Annotated in this window: 20 protein-coding genes; 16 read left to right on the forward strand and 4 right to left on the reverse strand. The window is 48.6% G+C overall.

The window, feature by feature from the left end; genetic code table 11:
* Positions 1-65: 65 nt before the first annotated feature.
* Positions 66-1,421 carry an ATP-binding protein gene (locus tag C0068_RS16880; RefSeq protein WP_103685656.1) on the reverse strand — a complete coding sequence of 452 codons (1,356 nt, stop codon included), beginning with the start codon at positions 1,419-1,421 and terminating at the stop codon, positions 66-68.
* Positions 1,418-2,137 (reverse strand): response regulator transcription factor, encoded by a 720-nt coding sequence (locus tag C0068_RS16885; protein ID WP_103685657.1) that lies wholly within the window; start codon positions 2,135-2,137, stop codon positions 1,418-1,420. The genes C0068_RS16880 and C0068_RS16885 overlap by 4 nt, the downstream gene beginning before the upstream one ends.
* A 353-nt stretch (positions 2,138-2,490) precedes the next feature.
* On the opposite strand from C0068_RS16885, the gene C0068_RS16890 reads away from it, so the two are divergent.
* The 14 genes from C0068_RS16890 (at position 2,491) to C0068_RS16955 (ending at position 13,542) form a co-directional block, all read left to right on the forward strand.
* Complete coding sequence (locus tag C0068_RS16890; RefSeq protein ID WP_103685658.1) at positions 2,491-2,919, forward strand: Rap1a/Tai family immunity protein; 429 nt, start codon at positions 2,491-2,493, stop codon at positions 2,917-2,919.
* Between the two features lie 84 nt (positions 2,920-3,003).
* Positions 3,004-3,471, forward strand: a complete 468-nt coding sequence (locus C0068_RS16895; RefSeq protein WP_103685659.1) for a Na+/H+ antiporter subunit E — start codon at positions 3,004-3,006, stop codon at positions 3,469-3,471.
* A gap of 2 nt (positions 3,472-3,473) precedes the next feature.
* Positions 3,474-3,752, forward strand: coding sequence for an MrpF/PhaF family protein (locus tag C0068_RS16900; RefSeq protein WP_233208854.1), 279 nt, complete (start codon positions 3,474-3,476; stop codon positions 3,750-3,752).
* A complete protein-coding gene (mnhG, locus tag C0068_RS16905; RefSeq protein WP_103685661.1) occupies positions 3,745-4,065 on the forward strand; it encodes a monovalent cation/H(+) antiporter subunit G in 321 nt (106 codons plus the stop codon). Before C0068_RS16900 ends, mnhG begins: the two co-directional genes overlap by 8 nt.
* 51 nt (positions 4,066-4,116) lie before the next feature.
* Complete coding sequence (locus C0068_RS16910; protein ID WP_269844907.1) at positions 4,117-5,091, forward strand: DUF4040 domain-containing protein; 975 nt, start codon at positions 4,117-4,119, stop codon at positions 5,089-5,091.
* On the forward strand, positions 5,088-5,444 hold the full coding sequence (locus C0068_RS16915; protein ID WP_103685663.1) for a cation:proton antiporter subunit C: 357 nt from the start codon (positions 5,088-5,090) through the stop codon (positions 5,442-5,444). Before C0068_RS16910 ends, C0068_RS16915 begins: the two co-directional genes overlap by 4 nt.
* Complete coding sequence (locus C0068_RS16920; RefSeq protein WP_103685664.1) at positions 5,438-6,913, forward strand: monovalent cation/H+ antiporter subunit D family protein; 1,476 nt, start codon at positions 5,438-5,440, stop codon at positions 6,911-6,913. Before C0068_RS16915 ends, C0068_RS16920 begins: the two co-directional genes overlap by 7 nt.
* Positions 6,913-8,385, forward strand: a complete 1,473-nt coding sequence (locus C0068_RS16925) for a proton-conducting transporter transmembrane domain-containing protein (protein ID WP_103685665.1) — start codon at positions 6,913-6,915, stop codon at positions 8,383-8,385. The genes C0068_RS16920 and C0068_RS16925 overlap by 1 nt, the downstream gene beginning before the upstream one ends.
* The gene (locus C0068_RS16930) at positions 8,382-8,666 is read left to right on the forward strand and encodes a hypothetical protein (protein ID WP_103685666.1); all 285 of its coding nucleotides are present in this window, start codon (positions 8,382-8,384) and stop codon (positions 8,664-8,666) included. The genes C0068_RS16925 and C0068_RS16930 overlap by 4 nt, the downstream gene beginning before the upstream one ends.
* The gene (locus C0068_RS16935; RefSeq protein WP_103685667.1) at positions 8,653-10,347 is read left to right on the forward strand and encodes a Na(+)/H(+) antiporter subunit D; all 1,695 of its coding nucleotides are present in this window, start codon (positions 8,653-8,655) and stop codon (positions 10,345-10,347) included. Before C0068_RS16930 ends, C0068_RS16935 begins: the two co-directional genes overlap by 14 nt.
* Before the next feature lie 230 nt (positions 10,348-10,577).
* Positions 10,578-10,757, forward strand: coding sequence for a hypothetical protein (locus tag C0068_RS16940; RefSeq protein ID WP_103685668.1), 180 nt, complete (start codon positions 10,578-10,580; stop codon positions 10,755-10,757).
* A 29-nt stretch (positions 10,758-10,786) separates the two neighbouring features.
* Complete coding sequence (locus C0068_RS16945) at positions 10,787-11,179, forward strand: cupin domain-containing protein (RefSeq protein WP_103685669.1); 393 nt, start codon at positions 10,787-10,789, stop codon at positions 11,177-11,179.
* A 316-nt stretch (positions 11,180-11,495) separates the two neighbouring features.
* Positions 11,496-12,041: a hypothetical protein gene (locus C0068_RS16950; protein ID WP_103685670.1), complete on the forward strand. Its 546-nt coding sequence runs from the start codon at positions 11,496-11,498 to the stop codon at positions 12,039-12,041.
* A gap of 64 nt (positions 12,042-12,105) precedes the next feature.
* The gene (locus C0068_RS16955; protein ID WP_103685671.1) at positions 12,106-13,542 is read left to right on the forward strand and encodes a PepSY-associated TM helix domain-containing protein; all 1,437 of its coding nucleotides are present in this window, start codon (positions 12,106-12,108) and stop codon (positions 13,540-13,542) included.
* Positions 13,543-13,582: 40 nt separating this feature from the next.
* Here the strand turns inward: C0068_RS16955 and C0068_RS16960 are convergent, their stop codons facing one another.
* Positions 13,583-13,795: a DUF2061 domain-containing protein gene (locus C0068_RS16960; RefSeq protein ID WP_103685672.1), complete on the reverse strand. Its 213-nt coding sequence runs from the start codon at positions 13,793-13,795 to the stop codon at positions 13,583-13,585.
* Positions 13,796-14,172: 377 nt separating this feature from the next.
* On the opposite strand from C0068_RS16960, the gene C0068_RS16965 reads away from it, so the two are divergent.
* Both C0068_RS16965 and C0068_RS16970 read left to right on the forward strand, forming a co-directional pair.
* The gene (locus C0068_RS16965) at positions 14,173-15,486 is read left to right on the forward strand and encodes an ammonium transporter (protein WP_103685673.1); all 1,314 of its coding nucleotides are present in this window, start codon (positions 14,173-14,175) and stop codon (positions 15,484-15,486) included.
* Positions 15,483-16,112 (forward strand): hypothetical protein, encoded by a 630-nt coding sequence (locus tag C0068_RS16970; RefSeq protein ID WP_103685674.1) that lies wholly within the window; start codon positions 15,483-15,485, stop codon positions 16,110-16,112. The genes C0068_RS16965 and C0068_RS16970 overlap by 4 nt, the downstream gene beginning before the upstream one ends.
* A gap of 95 nt (positions 16,113-16,207) precedes the next feature.
* Here C0068_RS16970 and C0068_RS16975 read toward each other — a convergent pair whose 3' ends face one another.
* On the reverse strand, positions 16,208-17,335 hold the full coding sequence (locus tag C0068_RS16975; RefSeq protein WP_158250020.1) for an enoyl-CoA hydratase/isomerase family protein: 1,128 nt from the start codon (positions 17,333-17,335) through the stop codon (positions 16,208-16,210).
* Positions 17,336-17,362 lie beyond the last annotated feature (27 nt).

Raw genomic sequence — 17,362 nt, forward strand, 5'->3', positions numbered from 1 at the left:
TGGTAGCAATGTCCACAACGTGTATCAGCAAATAAATTCTATAAAAAAAGCAATGAAGTCGCTTTTTAAACCGGCCCAAAGGGACACCACAGCTGCGCGCGCAACCCTCCATTAGAGATATTACTCAAGGTAAGTGTACCGCCATGGCTGAGAATGATTTTTTGCGTGATTGCTAATCCTAGCCCCATCCCCGCGCCTGAGTGGCTGCGTGACTGATCGACCGTCACGAACGGCCGAATAACAGCCTCTAACTGGCTATCTGGAATACCTGGCCCATTATCGTCCACATTAATTAATACCCCCGACTCCTCTACCTGCAAATGAACAAATGTACCTTCAGCGTGCTTGCAAGCATTATCAATTAAATTTTGTATGGCGCGCCGCAATTGCGCGGGTCGCGCCTGCACATAGGCCGTTTGATCAATCTGGTATTCAATGGGTACAGCTTCTTCAATTAAATCTTCACACAGGCTTTCGAGCAGATCGCCAATACTAATTCGCCGCAGCGGCTCATCGACACCATCACCGCGGACGAAGTCGATGATAGATGCAATCATAGCGCGCATGTCCTGCACGACTCGCTGCAAGCCTTCTCGCTCTTTTTGATCAGTTAAGAGATCACAGCGCAATTGTAGGCGAGTTACCGCCGATTTTAAGTCATGGGAAATCGCTGCAAACATTTCTGTTTGACCATGCAATAGGCGCTGTAATCGCGCCTGCATTTCATTGAATGCACGGGCAGCGACACGCGCCTCCTTTGGTCCTATTTCATCAAGTGCTTTAACGTCGAGGTTAACCCCAATTTGTTCCGCAGCTTTTGCTAATTTATCAATGGGTGAGATCAGCTTAGTAATGAGATACCAAGCAATGAGTAATGCCATGGTGATAACTATCAATAGATAAAGTGTGGCGGCCTCATAAAGTAAAGAGCTAGCCTCAGGAAGCTCCGCATGGAAAGACGCTGTCTCTTCATCGGGAAAATGAATATTAACCAGCATATCCACACTTTTATCTGAGCGCTGACCAAGAAGTCGTTGAAAACCGCCAAAGCGGCGAACGCAAACGTCGATCTGGTAAGCTGGACGCTGCTGAAAAAGATCAAGAATGCGCTGAGATATCTCTGCCAAAGCATCGCTTTGCTGACACGCAACCACATCTAAAGGCACCAAGTCAGGGTAGCTAGTCAAAAACTGTGTTTGCGCCGCGCTCAAAATTTTCTCGCGCTGGTCGGCGGGAAACTTATACGCCAAATCAACTATACCCATGATTCTTTCGGCCAAATCAGAGGCTTCAATAAGAAGAACACTCTGATCACGGTTTGCCTTATAAATCATCAAGCTCAAGGTGTGAGAGACAATAAAAACTAAGGTAAGTATCAATATGGCTCTTGCCTTCAAGGTATCTGGCAGCATTCGTTTCATATTAGATCAACGGCACATGTAAACTGGTAACCGGCACCCCATGCAGTTTTAATAATTTCTGGGGCCTTGGCACTGTCTCCCAGTTTTCGTCGCAAACGGCTAATATGAGAATCGATACTTCGATCAAAAGCAGCGCTGTTGCGCCCCTTCGTCATGGCTAAAAGACGATCTCTCGACATAGGAATTTGCGGGTTTTGTACAAAAACCAACAACAAATCAGACTCGCTAGTAGACAGAGGAATAACCGTAGAATTACTGTCGATAAGCTCCATTCTAGCGGGTTTAAACCGCCAACCGTCAAAACAGTAAACCCCTTGTGCTCGCCTTCCTTCAGTATTACCGCTACGACGTAAAACGGCCTTTATACGAGCAATCAGCTCCCGTCGCCCAAATGGCTTAACAATGTAATCATCCGCACCTAACTCTAAGCCCACCACCCGGTCTATTTCTTGATCTTTAGCACTAAGCATAATAACTGGTGGGCTTTCGGGATCAGCTCGAAGTTGGCGACACAATTCAAAGCCATCGCGCCCAGGTAGCATTACATCCAGTAAAATCAAATCCGGCCGTTGCTGAGTAAGTGCTGCATACATCTCTTCGCCGTTTGCAGCGGACAAACTCTGATAGCCCTCTGCCGTCAATAACTCAGAAACCAATTGCAAAATATCTTCGTTATCGTCGACAACAAGAATACATAACCTTGCGTCAATTACCATTTTGCATACCACCAATTTTTATAATATTTGACATCGATAAGTACCCGTTAAAATCTCTTATGGATGTTCTTTAGCACCTGAATTAATCGAACTCCCGCCACATCACAATACCTGATTACCATCAAACTATAACAGCGCAATTAGCTCAGAACAGTAGAAGTTTCACATACAAAATAAATCATAATGTTAATCGCTCTCACTCTCTCGTGAAATTTGCGATTATATGACAAAGGTTCATCCAATATATTTAGGAGCAAGCCCACCTTTGACACACTTTTTTACACTTATGACAACACTTTTCACACATTAGGTGCGAAAGTAATCTCAATAAAAAAGATAAGTGGAGAAGGCGAATGCTTGTTTATAAACGGTACTTTAAGCTAACTCTGGTGATCTGTATTTTTTTAAACAGCACCGCAGTTTTTGCAGTGGAGGCGCTTAGCACCACACAACTGCAACGTAGTTGTGTCGAATATATTGCAGAAACTGGAAGTAAAGACGGCACAATTTGCAGTGCCTATCTTCAAGGTTTTGTGTCAGGTAGCAGTCAAATAATAGTCGCGAATGATGAGCAATCTGACTTCACGCAGCGTGCTATAAGAACCCGCGCTCCTGGCGGTAGTTTAGAAATTGACTCCTTAAAAAGCGCACATTACTGCCTGCCAAGTGACATCAGCATTGCACAACTAGCCAGCCAAATCACTAATGCCAGCGCGACACATAAAGATCAATTAGCAAGTTCCCTGCTAAAACAAATTTTGAAAGCTCACTACCCCTGCTAACAAATAGCTCTCCACCTAGACTATCGCGGGGGCAACACCAACCAGAAAACATTGCTAACAACAGCAAATCTAGCTGAGACAATTATGAAGCACACTTTTAGCATCTCTGCTCTATTAGCCATTATTTGGCTAGCCAACTCAGGCCACTATTCTGGTCTTTTGCTAGCCTTTGGTGCGGCATCAGTTGCACTGGTCGTGTGGATCTGTCACAGAATGGATGTCGTAGATCATGAATCCCAACCCATCCACTTAACTCGCCATCTTCCTCGATACTACGCGTGGCTAACTATTCAAATCATTGCCAGCAACATTGATGTTGTTAAACGTATTTGGTCAGGCAATAGCACAATTAGTCCTGGAATGCGGCGCTTTCCGGTAAATCAGAAAACCGACATCGGTCGGGTTATCTACGCCAATTCTATTAACCTCACGCCAGGAACTATTGCAATAGAGCTTACAGACAACGAGGTACTTGTACACGGCCTCACCCAAAGCAACCTTGACGATCTCGATGCAGGCTCGATGAGCTGCCGAGTAGATAAATTGGAGTAATGATGCTTGCTGTCACTACCTTTACCCTAATAGTTGTTATGGCGATGGCGATGGTCAGGGGCTTTGCCGGCCCCAGCATATTCGACCGAGTGCTAGCCGCCAATTTATTCGGAACCAAAACTGTTTTGCTTATTGCCGTTCTTGGCTTTTTATTCGGTAGACCTGAGTTTTTAGATATTGCGCTAATCTATGCCCTAATGAATTTCATCAGCGTAATCGCACTTCTACGGTATTTTGAGCACACCCAAAATCCAAGTAAAGGTGGCTCTACTAATGAGTAATTTATTGGAAATTATTAGTGGCATTCTATTGTTACTAGGCAGCGGCTTGATTTTCACCGGTGCACTCGGTGTCTTGCGATTTCCAGATATCTACAGCCGTATGCATGCTGCGGGAGTGACTGAAACCCTTGCAACAAGCCTACTTCTTTCTGGATTAATGTTACTGGCCGGATGGAGTTTGGTGCTTCTCAAACTCATCATGATTTTACTGTTTATATTGTTCACAAGTCCCACCGCAAGCCACGCCTTGGCGAAAGCCGTTTGGCGCCATCAACAACATGAAACGCTCAGGGAGAAATCCCATGATGCGTAAACGTGAGCGCTATGAAAAAACAGCGGGGAGGATATCGCCATAGAATTCATTATCAATATCAGCCTGCTAAGCCTGCTATTAGCTACTGCATTGGGAATCGTATTAAGCCGCGATCTACTTGCCGTGATCATGCTCAGTGGAATTTATGGATTCTTGTCTGCGAGCTTTTTCGTATTAATGGACGCGGTAGACGTCGCATTTACCGAGGCCGCCGTTGGGTCGGGAATATCGCCTCTACTAATGCTACTAACGGTGGCACTGGTGGGACGCAAAGAAAAGCACAATCCCGGCCGAAGTATTCCCGCGTTAATATTGGTGACAATTACCGGTGCGCTATTAGTGATCGGCACGCTCAGCATGCCCGAATTTGGCTTTGCCGATGCACCAGCCAACACCCATGTGAGCCCGCGCTATATAGAGCAATCCGCTGACGAGATCGGCATTCCAAACATTGTGACCTCGGTATTAGCCAGTTACCGTGGCTTCGACACATTTGGCGAAGTGGCGGTCGTTTTCACCGCAGGTATCGGTGTTTTAACATTGCTGACGCTAAAACCTAGCGGCAGTCAATCGCCCGTGATCAGCGGTGCACACCAGCACAAAATTCTCCGCATCGTCAGTAAAATTTTAATCCCCCCCATTCTCTTATTTGCACTTTATGTGCAGTTTCACGGGGAGTACGGACCGGGTGGCGGTTTTCAGGCGGGCGTAATTTTTGCTGCAGGGATTATTTTGTACACAATATTTTTCGGCGTCGATCTCGCGCGGCAAGTAGTAAGCTCAGCCTTACTCAAAATCCTAGCTGCCTTCGGTGTATTGCTTTACGGATCAGTGGGACTGGTATCTATGCTTCACGGCGGTGATTTCCTTGACTACTCGGTATTAGCAGAGAATCCGGTTACCGGCCAACATATCGGCATTATTATTATTGAGCTTGGTGTGGGAATCACGGTTGCCGCCGTCATGACAATGATCTTCTACTGTTTCGCTAGCCAAGTGAACAATTCAGCGGAGACAAAGGAATGACGCTACTACTTAGCCATTACAACTATTGGGTTGTTGTGACACTGATGATGATCGGCTTTTTCATCGTGATTGCTCAGGGCAATCTGGTAAAAAAGCTAGTGGGACTCAATATTTTTCAGACTTCGGTTTTTATTCTGTATATCAGTTCTGGAAAAGTCACTGGCGGTAGCGCACCTATCCTGCAAGACGGAATCACGAGCTACTCAAACCCTCTGCCCCATGTGCTAATTCTCACCGCAATCGTTGTCGGCATCGCCACCACCGCCTTGGGACTTGCACTGGTAATAAGAATCAAAAAAGCCTACGGCACAATTGAAGAGTCCGAAATTCAGCAGCGAGACCATACGTGTTAAGCCATTTACCGATTCTACAAGTTATTCTGCCCCTGCTCGGGGCCCCTGCCTGTCTTATCTTAGGTAGGGGCAAGCTGGCATGGCTATTCGCCCTGCTTGTCAGCGCCCTCAGTTTTTGTGTCGCCGCCATTCTGCTAACTACGGTCTACAATCATGGCGTAATTAGCTATGCCTTAGGTGGCTGGCAAGCGCCGTGGGGAATTGAGTACAGAATTGATCTGCTCAATGCGTGGCTGCTCGTCATTGTGTCTGCCAGTAGTACAATTTCTCTATTAGCGGCACAGAGCAGTATTAGCACTGAGATTTCTTTAGAAAAGCAGGGTTTATTTTATGTAGCGTGGTTGCTCTGTCTCGCCGGTTTACTGGGAATTTTAGCAACAGGAGATGCGTTTAACGTCTTTGTTTTTTTGGAAATTTCATCGCTGTCGACCTACACACTAATTTCCTTAGGCCCCAATAGAAAAAGTTTATGGGCAGCATTTCGCTACCTAATTATGGGTACGATTGGCGCGACCTTTATCCTTATCGGTATCGGCCTCATGTATATCATGACCGGCACCCTCAATATGCAGGATCTCGCGCAACGGCTGCCGTCAGCTGGCGAGTCTTCTACGGTATTTGCCGCCTATGCGTTTATTCTGGTTGGTATCAGCTTAAAACTTGCGCTGTTCCCACTGCACCTGTGGTTGCCAAACGCCTACAGCCAAGCACCATCGATTGTGACAAGCTTCCTAGCCGCCAGCGCCACCAAGGTAGCGCTTTATTTATTAATCCGGTTTACCTACACCATTTTCCCAAGTGAATTTAGCCAGTTCGTTGTACCACTGGCGGATATCTTTGTTGCCTTAGGCGTTCTCGCAGTATTCAGCGCGTCGATTGTGGCGATTTATCAAGAGGAAATAAAACGCGCTATCGCTTATTCCAGTATCGCGCAGATTGGCTATATGGTTATCGGCTTGGGGATAGGCGGTGTGCTGGGGCTGCAAGCGACCTTGATTCATGTTTTTAACCACGCATTAATGAAAGCCACTCTATTTATGGCTCTGGCCGCAATTGCTGCTCGCATTGGCGCCACTACCCTAACCTCGATGCAGGGGCTAGGTAGAAAAATGCCTTGGACCAGCTTTGGTTTTGTTGTCGGCGGACTCAGCTTAATTGGCGTTCCCCTCACCGCTGGCTTTATCAGCAAATGGTATTTGGTATCCGCCGCCGCTTTAACGGGTCGCTGGCCATTGGTATTTTTAATTCTATTAGGTTCACTGATTGCTATCGTCTATATATGGCGAGTGGTGGAAGCGCTTTACTTCAAACCTGCCGCAGATAACTCTCCCGTGAAAGAAGCACCAATTGCAATGCTGCTGGCTCTCTGGTTGCTGGTGTTAGGCAATGTTTATTTCGGCATTGATACTCGTTTACCGGTATCGATCAGCTCTGAAGCAGCGACAGCATTAGTGGAGGGACGCCCCTAATGAATACAACTTCGCTTATTGACGTCGCCATACTCACGCCTCTTATTGCAATAGTCGGCGTACTTGCGTTCAGCCGGAAACCAAATATGCGCGAGGCGGTATCCCTCATCGCCGGTGTGATTCTTTTACTAGTCAATTTAAAACTGTACTCCAGTTTTAATCAGGGTGAAGCACTGTCTCGACACTGGTTAGAGATACTACCCGGACTTAATTTGAGCTTCAGAGTCGATGCCCTAGGTCTTCTTTTTGGCTTAGTGGCTAGCCTGCTCTGGCCGGTGACGACCTTATACGCCATTGGTTACATGCGCGGCCATAATGAGGATCACCAAACTCGCTTCTACGTTTGTTTTGCGATAGCCATCGCAGCGGTAATGGCCATCGCCTACGCAGAGAACTTGTTCACGCTGTTTGTTTTTTATGAAGTGCTTTCGCTGTGCACCTACCCCCTCGTCACCCACACGGGTACCGAAAAAGCCAAACAGGGCGGCAGAGTCTACCTAGGAATATTAATGGGCACGTCAATTGCCTTTTTCTTGCCGGCCATTATCGTAACGTGGCTGGTAGCGGGTAGCTTAGACTTCCAACAAGGTGGTATTTTCCCTGAGCAAACACCTATAGCACTGCTGTCACTATTGTTGGTGCTATTTGTGTTTGGCGTCGCCAAAGCAGCGGTTATGCCATTTCACCGCTGGCTACCGGCGGCGATGGTCGCTCCTACTCCGGTTAGCGCCCTACTCCATGCCGTCGCGGTGGTGAAAGCTGGGGTATTCAGCTTGATCAAGATTCTGGTCTTTATCTTTGGCCTAGATACGCTGCAAGAAATACCTGCGACCGACTATCTCCTTTATCTAGCCGGCGCCGGTGTAGTACTCGCCTCACTAGTAGCACTGCGCCAAGACAATCTTAAAGCCCGCCTCGCCTACTCCACCATTAGCCAACTCGGCTATATCACCTTGGGAGCCTTGCTTGCCGTTGAAAGCGGTGTAATGGGCAGCGCAATGCATATCGCGACCCATGCGCTAGGAAAAATCACCCTCTTCTTCTGCGCTGGCGCAATACTCGTGGCTAGCCACAAGAGTGAGATTAGTTCGATGACCGGTCTGGGTCGAAGCATGCCAATCACCATGGCAGCATTTTTTATCGCCTCACTCAGTATTATCGGGCTACCGCCCACCGCGGGAACGTGGAGCAAGTGGTGGCTACTAACCGCCACTTTAGAGACCGACCACCTGATTTTAATGGCAGTACTAATACTCAGCTCGCTGCTAAATATCGCCTACTTACTACCAATCCCGTTGCGCGCCTTCTTCCCAGGAAAACAAGCTGACGCGCAAGCTACGGCTATTCACGAGGCGCCACCGGCGGCACTCATTGCAATATGCGCCACTGCGAGCGCATGCGTTTTGCTATTTTTCTTTCCAAACCCGCTATTTGAGCTGGTCTCGCAGATTTTTACCGAGGGAACGCCATGAGCCAATCCCAAGACTTTTTTGATCGCCCCGCAACACTGCGCCTTATTCTCAACAGTCTTTACGTAATTTGCGCGCTGTTAGTTGGCTTGGACTTTGTGATCCATCGGCACACCGAACACCCCTGGGAGGGCCTGTATGGCTTCTATCCTATTTACGGATTTATCGGCTGTGTGATTTTAGTACTGGTTGCTAAGTGGATGCGCAAAATCTTAATGCGCGAAGAAGGCTACTATCAGCAAGCTCGCGAAACCAAGACGGAGAATGCCAATGGTGGGGATTGAACTGCCGCCCTTCCTGCTCTTTTATCTAGGAGCTGTAATCGCCCTGCTTGGTGGCGCGACTTGGCGCGGCCCAGCAATGATTGTGGTCATTGTATTGAGTGCACTAAACCTCTGGCAGCTACCGGCGTTCTACGGCGTCGAAACGCAGTTAATGGGCATGGATCTTAAGCCCATCCACATTGATAGGCTAAGCCTGTTGTTCGGCTATTTGTTTCATATTGCCGCGCTCATCAGCGTAATTTATTCCCTACACGTCAAAGATAAAATTCAGCAAGTTGCAGCCATGCTTTATGCAGGCAGTGCCTTGGGTGCAGTCTTCGCCGGTGATTTACTAACCTTGTTTGTTTTTTGGGAAATGCTGGCGGTTACGTCGGTCTTTTTAATTTGGGCGCGGCGCAGTGACATGGCCTACCACGCCGGGATGCGCTACTTGATGACTCAGGTCATCTCGGGAATGCTGCTGTTAGTGGGCGTCATTTTATATTACCAAGATCAGTCCAGCCTGATGTTTACCGAAATCGGCCTAGACTCCGTCGCCAGTTGGTTTATTTTTATCGCATTTGGCATCAAGTGCGCATTCCCGTTTTTCCACAACTGGCTGACAGACGCCTATCCTGAGTCGACACCGACGGGCACCATATTCCTCAGCGCCTTCACCACAAAAGTGGCGGTATACGCCATGGCAAGGGGCTTCCCAGGCACCGAACTGCTGGTATATCTCGGCGCCACGATGGCCTGTTTCCCCATATTCTTTGCCGTCATTGAAAATGATCTGCGCCGAGTTCTTGCCTACAGCTTGATCAACCAGATCGGGTTTATGATGGTGGGCATTGGTATCGGCACCGAACTAGGTATCAATGGTGCCGTTGCCCACGCATTCAATGACGTTATTTTTAAAGGCTTATTGTTTATGTCGATGGGGGCTGTGCTATACCGCACCGGCCGTATCAACGGCTCAGAGCTCGGCGGGCTTTATAAATCAATGCCCAAGACGGCAGTGCTCTGTATCATCGGCGCAGCGTCTATATCAGCCTTCCCGCTGTTCAGCGGCTTTGTTAGTAAATCGATGATCATGTCAGCAGCACTCAAAGAAAATTTTGATGTGGTGTGGCTGCTATTACTGTTCGCCTCGGCTGGGGTTTTCCATCACGCTGGTATTAAAATTCCCTACTTCGCCTTTTTTGCACACGACTCGGGTATACGCTGTAAAGAGGCGCCTTGGAATATGCTACTGGCAATGTCTATAGCAGCCGCCCTATGCCTGACGATTGGCATATTCCCAGAACTACTCTATCAACACCTGCCCTTTGCGACCGACTACAGCGCCTATGATGTGAGCCATATTCTCACCCAAACACAGTTGCTGTTTTTCTCGGCTTTGGCATTTGTTTGGCTAAATCTGAAAGGCCTTTACCCACCGGAGCTACCCTCAACCAACCTAGACGTCGATTGGCTGTATCGGCGTCCGCTTCCTCGCCTCATTAACGCTTGCGGCTCCATTGTGCGCCAGACAGATGAAGCTCTACGCCGTCGCATCGCCGTCATGGGCCGTACATTTGAGCAGCGCTTAGCCACTCTTCATAGCGGCGACGGATTATTTTCCCGATCTATCTCAATCAGCAGTATGGTCGCTTTGGTCGTCACCATACTTGCCGTCTTGTTGGTTTTCCGATTTTTCTAAATTTATTTATTGGCACTCGCACACATGCTGGCGACGATTTGCAATCTAAACAGGGAGATGTGCGAGCACGCTACAGCGAAAACTATGCGGTCGCCGCATTAGTGATTTCAGTACTCAGCAATTCTCACTATTAATTGCTAGTATGGGTCTGACGTTAATCAGCCCCTCTTCTATCAATACATACCAGCTTAGACCGAGGTGGCTCAAACTGTTTTTCGGAGCACTGCCCCATGGGAAATCTTCTAACCATACTGGCCTTTTTATTTATTGCCTTGATTGTATTAGTACCAGTAATTGAAAAATTCGCCCCTCGGCCCTCACCGGAACAACAAGCTAAAATTAGCCGTTGGATTTTGCCGCTGGTCGGCTTGTCCTTGATTTTGGCGCTATTTAAATCTTTCATGTCGTAAATTTCACTTCCTCAGAAGCGAGGCCGAGCATGACCAAAAAACATCAACTATCTCAAGAGTTCTTAGTGCTCGGCCCAGACCAATCGGCAACACCTGTCGCAGTCAGTCCGTCGCTATATCAAGATTTAGATTCGCGCTTTAATCAATTTAAGCAACACAGCCTAGTAGCCATGTATAGCTTTGAAAGTGACTGGGCAAGTTGGGAGATTCACCCTAAGGGTGATGAAATGGTCATGCTGATCGAAGGTGAAATCACACTGGTGCTGGACACTGCAACGGGCGAGCAAAGCCAACAGCTAAGCCATGCTGGCGACTATATTGTGATTCCTAAAAACACATGGCATACCGCCCGTACAAGTACCTTAGCCAAGGTTCTATTCATTACCCCCGGTGAAGGAACCGAGCATAAATCAAACACATAAATGCCGGCCCCTCCTGTCCTAACAGTAGGATGATGCCAATTGTTACAGCAGCTTCACTTGCATTTAAGAATCGCTCTCATTAGTATTTACCCCGTATTTCTCCACCCACGCTAGACAAATATCTAGGACGACCAAGCCTCGCAGCGTCATGCATCGGAGCCTTGAATAATACATACCGTCTCTTTGGCGAGATACCAAAACACGTTTTCTTAGCATCGGCTATTTGCTCGTAGAAGTACCTCCTCAATCGCAAAAGCCGACACCCACTAAACGCTTAATCTCAAAAAAACACGCAAAAAGTGCTGGATAACAAAACATGATAAATGGACTTCTAGGTATTGCTGCCGCTATTGGTGGTATCACTTGCCTATACCTCTCTTGGCAAAAGCGCCCCCAAAACCAAACTTGGTTAATGCCGATGGGATGGCTGCTGAATCTAGCGTCCTGTGTATTTCTAATTCGCGGCTACGGCGGCGAGTTTGGTGTCGCCTATGGATTGATGTTGCTACCACTACTGGCCTGGCTAATGGTGTTATTCAATTTAGAAATTAAGCGCAAAAATCAACGGGCCACAGAAAATGTGGTGTTTGTTGTGCCTGCGACGCGGACGATGCTAAGACATATCGCGCTATTTTTTATTGTTGTTCCACTCTCCGGCGCGGCCTCCGCTTATATAAGCGTGGCCCTAGCTACATTCGTACCCTGGTCTAGAGTCAATGCCGTGGTATTAGTGGTGATGATCGCTCCGCTGGTGTGGGGCTTAGCGGCGTGGTGGGCCTGCGCCGACCCAACCCGCTACCGCCCGACATTGGGGATTAGCATTGCCGGACTCATCGGTGCCGCTATTGTGTATAGCCAGTAATTAAGTTTGTAGCCCCAAGTTTTATAACCTCTTTGCCATAACAAACTCAAAACAGAGCAGAATCATGAAGCAACTACTGTCACCCACGCTGGTTAAAAACTCACTATCCAGCCACTCTTGGCTAGGTCTTTTAGTTGGCGTCATGATGTACTTGGTTTGCCTGTCTGGCACCTTGGCAGTGTTTTATCAGGAATTTGAGCGCTGGGAACAACCGCTGGTAGATGAGTTTCAGGCCTTACCACAAGATTCATTGCAGAGCGCCTACGAGGAGGTGTTAGCCAAAAGTAGTGACACCCATCACATGTATATTTCACTGCCGTCAGAAAGTATGCCGCGGGTATCGATTTCGAATGACGACGGCGGTTGGTTCTTAAATAGTGACGGTTCATTGGGGGAAAAAGTAAGTCATGAATGGACCCATCTTTTAACGGAATTGCATATCTTCTTGCATCTGCCTGAAGAATTTGGGGTAATCGTCGTTAGTATTCTGGGCGCACTACTGTGTGGCCTTATTATCTCTGGCTTTTTCGCCCATCCGCGCATATTCCGCGACGCCTTTATTCTGCGATTAAAAGGCTCCAAACACCTAGAACAAGCAGATATCCACAATCGCTTAAGCGTGTGGGGCGCCCCGTTTCATTTAATGATAGCCATTACCGGCGCTTATTTTGGCCTAGCCTTGTTGATCAGCCTTGTCGTTTCCCCCGCTTTCTTTGACGGCGACACCAAGGCCATTGTTCCGGCTATATTTGGCGCTGAACCGGAATTAGACCAAGCATTACACACCGCCGACGTTGCTAAAGCCCTTGCGCAAATGCCGAGCATCGCGCCTGAAGCCAGCCCGTTTTATATCACCGTGGAAGACGTTGGCAGCGCACAACAATTCATTGTGGTGGGCGCCCAACATCACGACCGACTGATTTACTCAGAGCAATACCGTTTCGACGGCAGCGGCAACTACCTTGATAAAGTAGGCTTTTCAGATGGCGAAATTGGCAGCCAAGCTATTTTCTCAGTGTACCGTTTGCATTTTGGACATTACGGCGGATTTTTTGTAAAAGTCTTGTACGGCATTTTTGGTTTAGCGCTGACCGTTGTCTCTGTAAGCGGGATTAATATTTGGTTTGCCCGCCGCAAAAGTCGCGACGCCCTCAACAACCTGTGGCTGGGCTTGGTATGGGGCACACCGCTAGCACTGAGTGCAAGCGCCATCATTCAACTACTGTTTCAATTCCACTCTTTGGGCTTGTTTTGGCTAAGCCTAGTCGCCTGCTCAGCATTGGCTCAATCAATCAATAATGATTTATTGGCAAAAGCGCTGCTGTTAAAACTCAATGCCGCCAGTTTGATTGGGCTGGTACTTGCCTACGGCATCCTGTTCGGCAGCAAATCATTTCAAGCCGCGCCATTAGGTATCAACATCAGCCTGTTGGTCGCCGCCGCAGTTTTTCTGTGGATGTCGCCACGCAAGTCCCAACTTAGAGCAATGAGTAATACCTAGTAGCAATTTTTGCTAACTCATCGTGCTATGCAGGACTTATTCACATCACCGCCATTGCAGCATCTTCACGCAAAGCGCGCGGCGGACGGTCAAAGTGTGTCCAGGCTTTCTCGTGGAAGTAAAACACCACTGTGTTCACCGCTGGCTCGATTAAAGCCAACATCCCACCTACCACCACGCTACCGGTCATAATATAAGCAACGGAAAAAGCCACACAGAAATGCATCATGGCGAAACTGATTGTCTTTTTCATAATGGCCTCCTCGGTCATTTCATTCACACATGGTTTGTTTTCGCGGCGAGCCCCTATGAGCTGCTAAGCGATTTACAACAAATGATAATGATTACCATTTGATATATAAAATTAATTATTCCACTTATATTCATTGATTTTAGCTATGACCAAAAAACCCTTTCAATGCCACTAAAGCGCACCACCAAAGCACACAAATTGCCACCAAGAACCAATTGGGTGCTCCGCTTATTTCAAATCTCCTAGAAGCCTTCAAATTCCAGCGCCTAATTCAGGACTACTTATATTTAATCATCCACTTATGGCACAGCAGTTGCACACTGGACCTTAGCGCTGCGCCGATTCAGTGCGCCGCCATAATTAGACGAAGGGTCCGAATGAAAACAGCACGCATTACCCTAACGCTCTCTGCGCTTCTTTTTTCCTCGCTAGTGTTTGCCGACGACATTGCCGACTTAAGCGCCGCCACCAATATGGTATGGCTGGTCACAGCTAGCGCCTTGGTTTTTCTTATGCAGGCTGGTTTTGCCCTATTAGAGTCTGGCATGTCGCGGAGCAAAAACTCCCTAAACGTGGTGATGAAAAACTATATGGATGTGTGCATCGGCACCCTTATTTTCTGGGCACTGGGCTACGGTCTCATGTTCGGGAGCAATCCCAGTGGTTTGATTGGCACCGATTTGTTTTTAATTAACGACAGCGACCCCACAACCTACGGCACCCTATTATTTCAAACCATGTTTGCCGCCACTGCGGTCACCATTGCCAGTGGCGCAATGGCTGAGCGAACTCGCTTTGACGCCTACTTAGTGGGCGCCGTAATCATCACCGCCGCTATCTACCCCATTTTTGGCAGCTGGGTATGGAACGCCGATGGCTGGCTCGCAAAAATGGGCTTCATAGATTTTGCCGGCTCTACCGTCGTTCACTCTGTTGGGGCTTGGTGCGCTCTAGCGGGGGTAATCATACTTGGCCCCCGTTTGGGACGATTTGATAAAAGCGGAAAACCGCGAGAACTGCGGGGTCACAGCCTCACACTGGTCGCGTTGGGCGGCTTCATATTGTGGTTCGGCTGGTTTGGCTTTAACGGCGGTTCGACCTTAAGCGCATCAGTCGATATTGGCCTAATCAATTTAAATACCCAACTAGCTGCTGCTGCAGGAGCCTGCGCCAGCATGCTATTGGCCGTGCTCATGCGCAAACCTATCCTGCTAACCGATACGATTAACGGCAGCCTTGCGGGCCTCGTCGCCATTACGGCGGGTTGCGCCTCAATGCTACCGCTCTACGCCGTCGTCACTGGCGGTATTGGCGGCATTATTTGTATGTTAGGTAGCCAAGTGATGCTAAAAATGCGACTTGACGATGTGGTGGGCGCAGTTTCGGTGCATGGCTTTGCCGGAGCATGGGGCACCCTCGCTGCCGGCATGTTTTTCACGGGAAATATGTTTGATGGAAAATTAATTACCGTTCAACTCATCGGCATTGGCGCCTGCTTTATTTGGACTTTTAGCTGCGCCTTAATCATGTACTTTGTCATTGATCTATTCATGGGCTTACGCGCACCCGGCCAGCACGAACAACGGGGTCTGGATCTAAGCGAACACGCCGAGATTGGCTATCCAGAATTTAACTCCGGCGATATTGCCTATACCGCAGATCGCGCCAGCAATATGGATCTACAGCGATGAATCAGCGCAGCGTCAGTGACCGCCGGCGCGCTATATACTCCGGCCTACAGGAATTTATGGACGAAGCGACGGTATTAAAAGCGGTAAAACATTGGGAAAACCGTTATATCGATCAACCAAGTTTAGCGTTACAGCGCTTTGTAGCAGATATTTGCCAGACGCAGGATCTTAAGGAAAAGCGCTCGGCTATTTTACGCAGTTTAATCAAGGCGATGAGCCAAGACAGCGCCACGCTATTAGCCGATCCTCGCGGTAGTGATGCGGAAAGTATGGCCATAAACCCCGTTTCCGCCAGCCAAGCCTTCGCAGAATTAATGCTGGCAATGATGAGCCAATTAGACGACGAATTGCAGCACAAACTGCGTATCGATCTATTTGCCGCATTACGCCAGCGGCAATTGCCGCTTCCCACCTTAGAAGCCTTGCAGTGTTGGCTGGGTAACCGTCAAGCCCTAGAGCTGGGCAATGCCTCTCCGGCATTGCTACAAAAATTACTAAACCAATACTACGTCTTGCTCTGCGAAAACATTGGCCCCGTGCGCGCCGACAAAATTCTCGCCAGTGGCGTCAGGCGTGTACAACATGAGCACCCGAAGCTAGATGTATTTCTGGACGAACTGCTGTAGATATTTGCGATATTTTGCTTTCACTAAATTAAATAGAACCGCAACTGGGACAGTGGCTGAAAAACATAGCGCGATCTATTTATCGTGAAAGAAACCTATAAGGCAAACAAGGCATCCAAGGGGCTTTGCGGCCACGGCGACAAAAATAATGCATCGGTTTCTGAGTCGGGTACCTCTGCAATACTCTTATAGCACCAGTGCGGATCGCGGTCGCGGTCAATTAAGCGCGCTCGCACGCCCTCGGCAAACTCGGGGTCTCGCACCCTATTCGATGACAATACCAATTCCATTTTAAACACATCGGCCAAACTTAAACTGCGGCCCTCAGCTAGCTGCCTAAAGATCAGTTTCGCGGTGCTCGATGCCCCCCGCGCCAAACCCTGCGCGGCTAGTTGCAGCCACTCGGCATTGCCGGAATAGCCACAGATCCCCTTCTCTATAAGCGATGGCGACGCTAGGCTACAGACATCATCTATCCATGCTCGGTGATCTTTCAATGAGGCCTGCTGCAGTATTACGCCCTGCTCGGCCTCAATATCGGTGAGGCATTCGGTTAAGTGCTCGGCATTCCACTCAGGATCATCGCACCAGTCTAAGTTTATAATTCTGCGTAAAACCTGCTCTTTACTGTTATCGCGCAGACAATAATCCGCCAACCCCGCATACAGGGCGTCGGCCGGCGACAAATGCGCCCCTGTTAAAGCGGTAAACAAACCCGTAGCGCCCGGCATTTGCCCCAAAAACCAACTGGCGCCAACATTGGGAAATAAACCGATACTGATTTCAGGCATAGCCAGCACACTGCTACCGGTGACAATGCGATGACTGCCGCCTGCCATAAGCCCCAAGCCAGCACCCATCACAATACCGCTGCCCCAACACACCACCGGCTTTGGAAAACGGTGAATTAAATGTGCCGCCGCGTATTCATGAGCAAAGAATGCATCTGCCTCTACCGCCGCACCACCCGGGTTGGCGAGGGCCGACTCGCGGAGTCGCAAGGTATCCGCCCCCACGCAAAAGCCCCGCTCACCGGCGCCATCTATAAATACCGCCACAGCCTCAGCATCATCGCGAATTTCCAGTAGTAAGCGATGCAGCAAGGTCACCATTTCAGAACTTAATGCATTCAAACGACTTGGCGCATTAAGTGTAAGCTGGGCCAAATACCCTCCTGCAGGCAGGGGATGCCTTTCAAAACACACGGCGTATTCAACTTGCATAGTATTCTCCTTGCGGAAGAGGCCCAG

Origin of the sequence: Zhongshania marina (assembly GCF_002915595.1) — a bacterium.
GTDB classification, from domain to species: Bacteria; Pseudomonadota; Gammaproteobacteria; order Pseudomonadales; family Spongiibacteraceae; genus Spongiibacter; species Spongiibacter marinus_B.